General features: G+C 71.9%; 6 protein-coding genes. 4 read left to right on the top strand and 2 right to left on the bottom strand.

The window, feature by feature from the left end:
- The coding region (msrB, locus tag ACTHNQ_RS19005; RefSeq protein WP_440335503.1) for a peptide-methionine (R)-S-oxide reductase MsrB at nucleotides 1-462 on the bottom strand (462 nt) is incomplete at its 3' end.
- A 174-nt stretch (nucleotides 463-636) separates the two neighbouring features.
- Here msrB and ACTHNQ_RS19000 point away from each other — a divergent pair.
- Both ACTHNQ_RS19000 and ACTHNQ_RS18995 read left to right on the top strand, forming a co-directional pair.
- Complete coding sequence (locus tag ACTHNQ_RS19000) at nucleotides 637-1,602, top strand: TIGR03885 family FMN-dependent LLM class oxidoreductase (protein WP_440335502.1); 966 nt, start codon at nucleotides 637-639, stop codon at nucleotides 1,600-1,602.
- A complete protein-coding gene (locus tag ACTHNQ_RS18995) occupies nucleotides 1,599-3,260 on the top strand; it encodes an alpha-amylase family protein (protein ID WP_440335501.1) in 1,662 nt (553 codons plus the stop codon). The genes ACTHNQ_RS19000 and ACTHNQ_RS18995 overlap by 4 nt, the downstream gene beginning before the upstream one ends.
- A 50-nt stretch (nucleotides 3,261-3,310) precedes the next feature.
- Here ACTHNQ_RS18995 and ACTHNQ_RS18990 read toward each other — a convergent pair whose 3' ends face one another.
- A complete protein-coding gene (locus ACTHNQ_RS18990) occupies nucleotides 3,311-4,813 on the bottom strand; it encodes a SulP family inorganic anion transporter (RefSeq protein WP_440335500.1) in 1,503 nt (500 codons plus the stop codon).
- 125 nt (nucleotides 4,814-4,938) lie between these two features.
- Between ACTHNQ_RS18990 and ACTHNQ_RS18985 the strand changes: the two genes are divergently transcribed.
- Both ACTHNQ_RS18985 and ACTHNQ_RS18980 read left to right on the top strand, forming a co-directional pair.
- Entirely contained in the window at nucleotides 4,939-6,165 is a 1,227-nt protein-coding gene (locus ACTHNQ_RS18985) for an MFS transporter (protein ID WP_440335499.1), read from the top strand.
- A 61-nt stretch (nucleotides 6,166-6,226) separates the two neighbouring features.
- A complete protein-coding gene (locus ACTHNQ_RS18980; protein WP_440335498.1) occupies nucleotides 6,227-8,251 on the top strand; it encodes an acyltransferase family protein in 2,025 nt (674 codons plus the stop codon).
- Nucleotide 8,252 lies beyond the last annotated feature (1 nt).

Raw genomic sequence — 8,252 nt, 5'->3', positions numbered from 1 at the left:
TGCGTTCTCCTGGTTCTCGGTGGTGAAGAGGTGACGGTAGGCGCCGTAGCCCTCGTCGTCGAGCGACGCGACGGGCACGAAGCGCAGTGCGGCCGAGTTCATGCAGTATCTCAGGCCGCCGGCATCCCGTGGGCCGTCGGGGAAGACGTGACCCAGGTGACTGTCGGCGCCCGACGAGCGCACCTCGGTGCGCGGCATGAACAGCGAACGGTCCTTCTTGGTGGTCACCGCGTCGGGCTCGATGGGGCGGGTGAAGCTCGGCCAGCCCGTTCCGCTGTCGTACTTGTCGGTCGACGCGAACAGGGGCTGGCCCGAGACCACGTCGACGTAGATGCCGGCGTCGTGGTTGTTCCAGTACTCGTTGCGGAACGCGGGCTCGGTGCCGTCGTCCTGCGTCACCCGGTACTGGGCGGGAGTGAGGCGGCTGAGCGCCTCGGGGGTCTTGCGGTAGTCGTTGCTCACGATTCCTCCTGGATCGACGCGGCTGGCTCCGGCGTCATGAAGAAGAACGGATGCCTCGGCGGTTTTGGTCCCGTGAGACTGGGAGCGGGCTGTGAGTTCTCGTGCGTGCTAGTCGAAGCGGGACCTGTTCTCAAGTGCCTCGCCTTCGTGCCGCCGCGGGCCGAGACTCGCGGCATGGTGTTCGTCGGCTTCCACGCCTCTCATGAGCAGATCCCGCCGAGTGCGCTTCTGGCCATCGTGCAGCGCGCCGAGGAAGCGGGGTTCGACGGTGCGATGTGCTCGGACCACCTCGCGCCGTGGAACCCTCGGCAGGGCGAGTCCGGCTTCGCGTTCAGCTGGCTCGGTGCAGCCCTCGCCCGCACGGCGTTCTCGATCGGCATGGTCAACGCGCCGGGCCAGCGGTATCACCCGGTCATCGTCGCGCAGGCGCTGGCGACCCTGGAGGAGATGTTCCCCGGCCGCTTCTGGGCGGCGCTCGGCAGTGGCGAGGCCATGAACGAGCACGTCACCGGCGACCCGTGGCCGCCCAAGCACGACCGCAACACGCGGCTGGCCGAGAGCGTCGGCGTGATCCGGCGCCTGTTCGCCGGCGAGGAGGTCTCGCACGACGGCCTGGTGACCGTGCATCGTGCACGGCTGTGGACCAGGCCGGCGACGCCGCCGCCGCTGCTGGCGACCGCCGTCAGCGCCGAGACCGCGGGCTGGGCCGCCGGGTGGGCCGAGGGGCTGGCCACCGTCGCGCAGGCGCCCGAGGCCCTGCGGCGCGTGGTCGACGCGTACCGCTCCGAGGGCGGGCGCGGACCCTGCGTCCTTCAGGTCCACGTCAGCCTCGCCGACACGGATGCCGCCGCCTACGCGATCGCGAAGGATCAGTGGCGCAACGGCCTGGTGCCGCCCCCGCTCGCGTGGGATCTCGAGCAGCCCGAGGACTTCGACGCCGCCGTGGGCGAGGTCGACGAGGCGAAGCTGCGTGACGCGGTCCTCGTCGAGTCCGACCCCGTCGCACTCGCCGAGCGCATCACGGCGCTCGCCGGCCTCGGATTCGACCGGGTGTACCTCCACCACGTCGGACGGGAGCAGGACGGATTCCTCGACGCCGCGGCGCGCGGCATCCTTCCCCGGCTCAAGGAGGCCCGATGAAGATCACCGACACGAGCGACCTGTGGTTCAAGGGTGCGATCATCTACTGCCTCGACGTCGAGACGTACTTCGACTCGGACGGCGACGGCGCCGGTGACCTGCAGGGACTGGCGCAGCGGATCGACTACCTCGCCCAGCTCGGCGTGACGTGCCTGTGGCTGATGCCCTTCTCGCCGACGCCGGACCGCGACGACGGGTACGACATCACCGACTACTACGGCGTCGATCCGCGGCTCGGCACGCACGGCGATCTCGTCGAGCTGATCCGCACGGCTCGCGACCGCGGCATGCGCGTCATCGTGGACCTCGTGGTCAACCACACCTCGGATCGGCACCCGTGGTTCCGCAAGGCGCGGCGAAGCAGGAACTCGCCCTACCGGGACTTCTACATCTGGCGGGACGATCCGCCGCCCAAGGGGCAGAAGAACCCCGTCTTCCCGGGGGAGGCGGATGGGGTCTGGTCCAAGGACGAGGCGTCAGGTCAGTGGTACCAGCACAGCTTCTACGAGTACCAGCCGGATCTGAACATCGCGAACCCGGCGGTGCGAGACGAGCTCGCCCGTGTGATCGGATTCTGGCTGCAGCTGGGGGTGTCGGGTTTCCGCGTGGACGCGGTCCCGTTCCTGCTGGAGCTGCCGCCGGGTGCGCACATCCCCGACCCGCACGAGCTGCTGCGCGATTTCCGACGCTTCCTGCAGCGTCGTTCGAGCGAGGCCGTCCTGCTCGGCGAGGTGAACCTGCCCTACGAGCAGCAGGTGCAGTTCTTCGGCGGCGACGAGGTGAACGAGCTGACGATGCAGTTCGACTTCGTGGCGATGCAGGCGCTGTATCTCTCGCTCGCGCGGCATGATCCCGCGCCGCTCGTGACGGCCCTCTCGTCGCGCCCGACGCTGCCCCCGGACGTCCAGTGGGCGAACTTCCTGCGCAACCACGACGAGCTGACGCTCGACAAGCTGACCGACGCCGAGCGGCAAGAGGTGTTCGAGGCCTTCGCGCCCGACGAGCGGCAGCGCGTGTACGGCCGCGGCATCACCCGGCGCCTGCCGCCGATGCTCGGCGATCCGCGCCGCATCCGCATGGCGTACAGCCTGCTGTTCTCGCTGCCCGGGACGCCCGTGCTGTTCTACGGCGAGGAGATCGGGATGGGCGAGAACATCGAGGCCCCCGGTCGCAGCGCCGTGCGCACGCCGATGCAGTGGACGAGCGACAAGAACGGCGGCTTCTCGGTGGCGCCGGCCTCACGACTGGTCGCCCACCCGCCGACCGACGGCTACGCGCCGGAGCACGTCAACGTCGCCGCGCAGCTCGCCGATCGCGAGTCGCTGCTCCACTTCTTCCGCGATCTCACCTCGCGGTACCGCATCTCGCCCGAGCTCGGGTGGGGGCGGTTCGAGGTGATCGAGCAGCCGGAGGCCGCGGTGCTCGTCCACTCGCTGCGCGCGGACGTCGGGCGCACGGTGGCGATCCACAACTTCGACGAGGTGCCGGCGACGGTCCGCTTCGCACTGACGGACGAGCCCGAGGGCACCTGCCTCGTCGACCTGCTGGACGCGGTGCGTATGCCGCTCGACGAGCGCGGGCGCGTGGAGCTGGAGATGCCCGGGTACGGCTACCGCTGGCTGCGGGTGTCCCGTCCGGGCGACGGCCGGGTGCCGTGACGCCACGGCGCTGACGCCGCGGCCCTGGTGCCGCGGCCGCTCGCGGGGCGTCAGCCCGCGCCGAGCTCCCCGCTGAGCCGGCGGTGGAAGGCGGCGGCGGCATCCGTCATCCCCTCCAGCTCGACGGTGATGCCGCGCTGCGCGTACTTCGTCGTGATCGCGTCGAGCGCGGCGACGGTCGACGCGTCCCACACGTGGGTGCGGGAGAGGTCGATCACCACGTGCGCCGGATCGGACGAGTACTCGAACTGCGTGGTGAGGTCGTTGCTCGACGCGAAGAACAGCTCGCCGTCGACCCGGTAGCGCGCGATGTCGCCGTCGACGGTGCGCGTCACCGTCGTGAAGTGGGCGACGCGTCGGGCGAACAGCACCATCGCCGCGAGCACGCCCAGGATGACGCCGACCGCGAGGTTGTGGGTCCACACGGTCGCGATGACGGTGACGAGCATGACGGCCGTCTCGCTGAGCGGCAGCCGGCGCAGGGTCGAGGGGCGGATGCTGTGCCAGTCGAACGTCATCGCCGACACCGCGATCATGACCGCGACGAGCGCGGCCATCGGGATCAGGCCGACGATGTCGCCGAGCGCGACGACCAGCACGAGCACCCACACGCCCGCCAGCAGCGTCGAGATGCGCGTGCGGCCGCCCGCGGTCCTGACGTTGATCATCGTCTGGCCGATCATCGCGCAGCCGCCGGTGCCGCCGAAGAAGGCCGACAGGACGTTGGCGACCCCGAGCCCCCACGCCTCGCGCGTCTTGCGCGAGTGCGTGTCGGTGAGGTCGTCGACGAGCTTCGCGGTCATGAGGGACTCCAGCAGTCCCACGAGTGCGGCGGCCAGCGCGAACGGGGCGACGATCTGCAGGGTCTCCCAGGTGAGGGGCACGTGGGGGATGAGCAGCTCGGGGAGGCTGCGCGGCAGCTCGCCCTGGTCGGCGACGTCGGGCACCGAGATCCCGAAGACGACGACGGCGGTCGTCAGCAGGACGATCGCGATCAGGGGCGCCGGGATGGCGCGCGTGATGCGCGGCCACAGCAGCAGGATGCCGAGACCCGCTGCGACCAGGACGTACACGGCCCACGGCACACCGATGAGCTGCGGCACCTGCGACAGGAAGATGAGGATCGCGAGCGCGTTGACGAACCCGACCATGACGCTGCGCGGGATGAAGCGCAGCAGGCGGGCGACGCCCAGCACCGCGAACAGCACCTGGATCAGGCCGGCGAGGGCGATCGTCACGATGAGGTAGTCCGGCCCGTACTCGCGCGCGACGGGCGCGATGACCAGCGCGACCGCGCCCGCGGCGGCCGTGATCATCGCGGGGCGCCCGCCGGTGAAGGCGATCACGACGGCCAGCACGAACGATGAGAAGAGGCCGACGCGGGGGTCCACGCCTGCCACGACCGAGAACGCGATCGCCTCGGGGATCAGCGCGAGCGCGGTGACGAGTCCGGCGAGCACCTCCCGCGTCAGCAGCCGGGGGCTGCGGAGGGCCTGCAGCACAGACGGGGTGGCGCGGTAGCGGTCGGTGTGGTCGGCGGTGGCGGCGGACACGGCACTCCTGTCGGGTCTCCCCGCTGCGCCGCAACGGGATCGGGGAGGGGATGCCGCGACCCGCGCGGCCTCCACGACTCTAGCCGCGACACGTCCGGACACGGACCGGGCGTACGCTCGAGGCGATGTCGGCCGTCACGTTCACAGGGCATCTGCCCGGCGATCGCGCGTACCGCCGGCTCATCGCGGGCCTGTTCTTCGCCGGCATCGCGACGTTCGCGCAGCTGTACTCGCCACAGGCGGTGCTGCCCCTCATCGCCGCCGAGTTCGCGGTGACGCCGGCGACCGCGGCGCTCGCCGTCTCGATGACGACGCTGGGGCTCGCGGCGACCGTGATCCCGTGGTCGGCCGTCGCCGACCGGAGGGGGCGCGTGCCGGCGATGGCCGCCGGCATCCTCATCGCCACCGTCTTCGGACTGCTCGCACCCTTCAGCGCCGACATCGGGACGCTGCTGGTGCTGCGGCTGCTGGAGGGCGTCGGCCTCGGCGCGGTGCCCGCGATCGCGCTGGCCTACCTGAGCGAAGAAGTGGATGCCGCCCACACGGCCGCCGCGGCCGGCAGCTACATCGCGGGCACCACGATCGGCGGGCTCACCGGGCGGCTCGTCGCCGGTCCGGTCGGCGACCTCGCGGGCTGGGAGGCGGGCGTGCTGGCGGTCGCGGTGGTCTGCGCGCTGTCGGCCGTCGCGTTCCTGGTGCTCGTGCCCCGCGCCCGCGGTTTCGTCGCGCTGCGCCACCGTCCGGATGCGGGACCGTCGCTCGGGCACCGCCTCGCAGAGAACCTGCGATCGCGCCGGCAGCTGGCGCTGTACGCGCAGGGGTTCCTGCTCATGGGCGGGTTCGTCGCGCTGTACAACTACCTGGGGTTCGCCCTCACCGAGCCGCCGTACTCGATGCCGCACTGGGCGGTGAGCCTGCTGTTCCTCGCCTACCTCGCGGGCACGGTGGCCTCGCCGGTCGCGGGCGGCCTCGCGAGCCGTTTCGGTCGCTTCCCGGTGCTCACGGCGTCGACGGCGGTGATGGCGGCCGGTGCTGCGCTGACGCTCCTGCCGCCCGTCGCCGCGATCCTTGCCGGGCTGCTGGTGTTCACGGCGGGCTTCTTCGCCGCCCACGCCGTGGCGTCGGGCTGGGCGCCGGTGGCCGCGGCTCCCGAAGCGCGGGCGCAGGCGTCGTCGCTGTACTACCTCGGGTACTACGCCGGGTCGAGCCTGTTCGGGTGGGCGCTGGGCTTCGTGTTCGCCGCGATGGGGTGGCCGGGGGTCGCCGTCGCGGTGCTGGCGCTCATCGCCGGCGCCGCGCTGCTCGCCGTGCTGTGGCTGCGCCCGGCAGCCGCGGTCACCCCGGATACGTGACGGCAGGGCTCGTCGTCAAGGGGGTGCTCGGGCGAGGCCCGGCCCACCTAGAGTCGCACACGTGGTGGACCGAGCCCGCGCCCAGCCCGACCACTCGGGTTTCCGCGCCGACATCCAGGGACTGCGAGCGATCGCGGTCGGGTCGGTCCTGCTCTACCACGCGGGCGTGCCGTTCCTCCCCGGCGGGTATGTCGGCGTCGACATCTTCTTCGTGATCTCGGGATTCCTCATCACGACGCATCTGCTGCAGCAGCTGCAGCAGCACGGCCGCCTGCGGTTCGGGACGTTCTACGCGCGTCGGGCCCGGCGCATCCTTCCCGCGGCCTTCGTCGTGCTGGTGCTGACGGTGACGGCGGCGCTGGTCTGGTACCCGCCGCTGCTGATGAAGGACGTGTGGGCCGCGGCGGTCGCGACGGCCCTGTACGTGCCGAACTACTTCTTCGCGCGCGCCGACTCGGACTATCTGGCGGGCTCGTCCAACCCGTCGCTGTTCCAGCACTACTGGTCGCTGGGCGTCGAGGAGCAGTTCTACCTGCTGTGGCCGGCGCTGCTCGCCGTGGCCTGGGCGGTGGTGCGTTCGCGGCGGGCACTCGGCATCGTGCTCGCCGTCGTCGTCGCCGGCTCCTTCGCCCTGTGCGTCTGGCTGACCGCGACCGACCAGCCGTGGGCGTTCTTCTCGCTCCCGACGCGCGCGTGGGAGCTCGGCATCGGCGGGCTCGCGGCGGTGCTGCTGCAGCACCGCCGGCGACTGTTCGGCGAGCGGTGGGCGCCTCTCGTCGGATGGGCGGGGATCGCGGGGGTGGCGGCATCCCTTCTGCTCTTCTCGTCCGAGACGGTGTTCCCGGGCGCCGCCGCGGCTCTGCCCGTGCTCGCCACGGCAGCGGTCATCGCGGCGGGCGAGACGCGCGGAGGCCCCACGTGGATGCTGTCGGCCCGCGGCATGGTGTTCGTCGGCACGATCTCGTACTCGCTGTACCTCGTGCACTGGCCCGCCCTCGTGCTGCCGGACGCCCTCGTGCCGGGATCGCTCCCGCTGTGGGCGACGCTGCTGATCGCGGCGGCCTGCGTGCCGGCCGCGTGGTTGCTCTACCGGTTCGTCGAGGATCCGGTGCGCCGCGCACCCGTCCTCACGCGGCGACAGGCGGGCGTGACGCTCGTCGGCGCGGTGGCCGGCTCGCTGGCGTGCCTCGGCATCGCCAGCGGGGCGTACGCGGTGGTCGACACGCGCTCGCTCCATGTCGAGCGGGCCGCTGCGGGCACCGTCATCACCGAGCTCCCCAGCGGCACCGACTTCGTCCCCGACAACCTGGCCCCCGATCTGCGCGACGCGCGCGAGAGCCTCCCGGCCGTCTACGACGACGGCTGCATGCGCGGAATCGCGGCGACCGACGCTCGCGGCTGCCGCTACGGCGACGCCTCCGCACCGGTCATCCTGCTGTTCGGCGACTCCCACGCCGCCCAGTGGTTCCCAGCGCTGCAGAAGTTCGCGGCCGCCGCGGGGTACGCGATCGAGGTGCAGACGAAGAGCTCCTGTCCGGCCGCCGACATCGAGACCCTGCGCCGCGGCACCATCCCCTACCCGCAGTGCCCTCTCTGGCGCGATGCGGTCATCGAGCGCATCAACGCCGACCCCCCGGCACTCGTGCTCGTGGCCACGTACACCGGTGCGCAGGTCGCCCCGGGCGTCCCCGACGACGCGAAGGCGTGGGATGCCGCACTCGGCCGCACCCTGGACGCCCTGCACGCGCCGATCGCGGTGATCGCAGACACCCCGGACATCCGTGAGGATCCCGCGCCGTGCCTGTCTGCGCATCTGTCGGACGCTGCGGCGTGCGGACGGCCGCGCACCGTCGCCCTCGACGGACCGGGGCGCGAGGCCGAAGTGACGGCGACGGCGGAGCGCGGCATCCCGCTCCTCGATCTCAACGGCTACCTCTGCGACGCCGAGCAGTGCCCGCCGATCATCGGCAACACGCTCGTCTACCGCGACTCGCACCACCTGACTGCGGCGATCAGCGCCGACATGGCCGGCGTGCTGGGCGACGCGCTGCGGCCCGTGCTCGCGAGGCCTCCGTCGTCGGGCTGAG

Origin of the sequence: Microbacterium sp. (assembly GCF_051953575.1) — a bacterium.
Classification (GTDB): Bacteria; Actinomycetota; Actinomycetes; order Actinomycetales; family Microbacteriaceae; genus Microbacterium.
The sequence above is the reverse complement of the archived record's forward strand: the minus strand, read 5'-3'. Positions and strand labels throughout refer to the sequence as shown.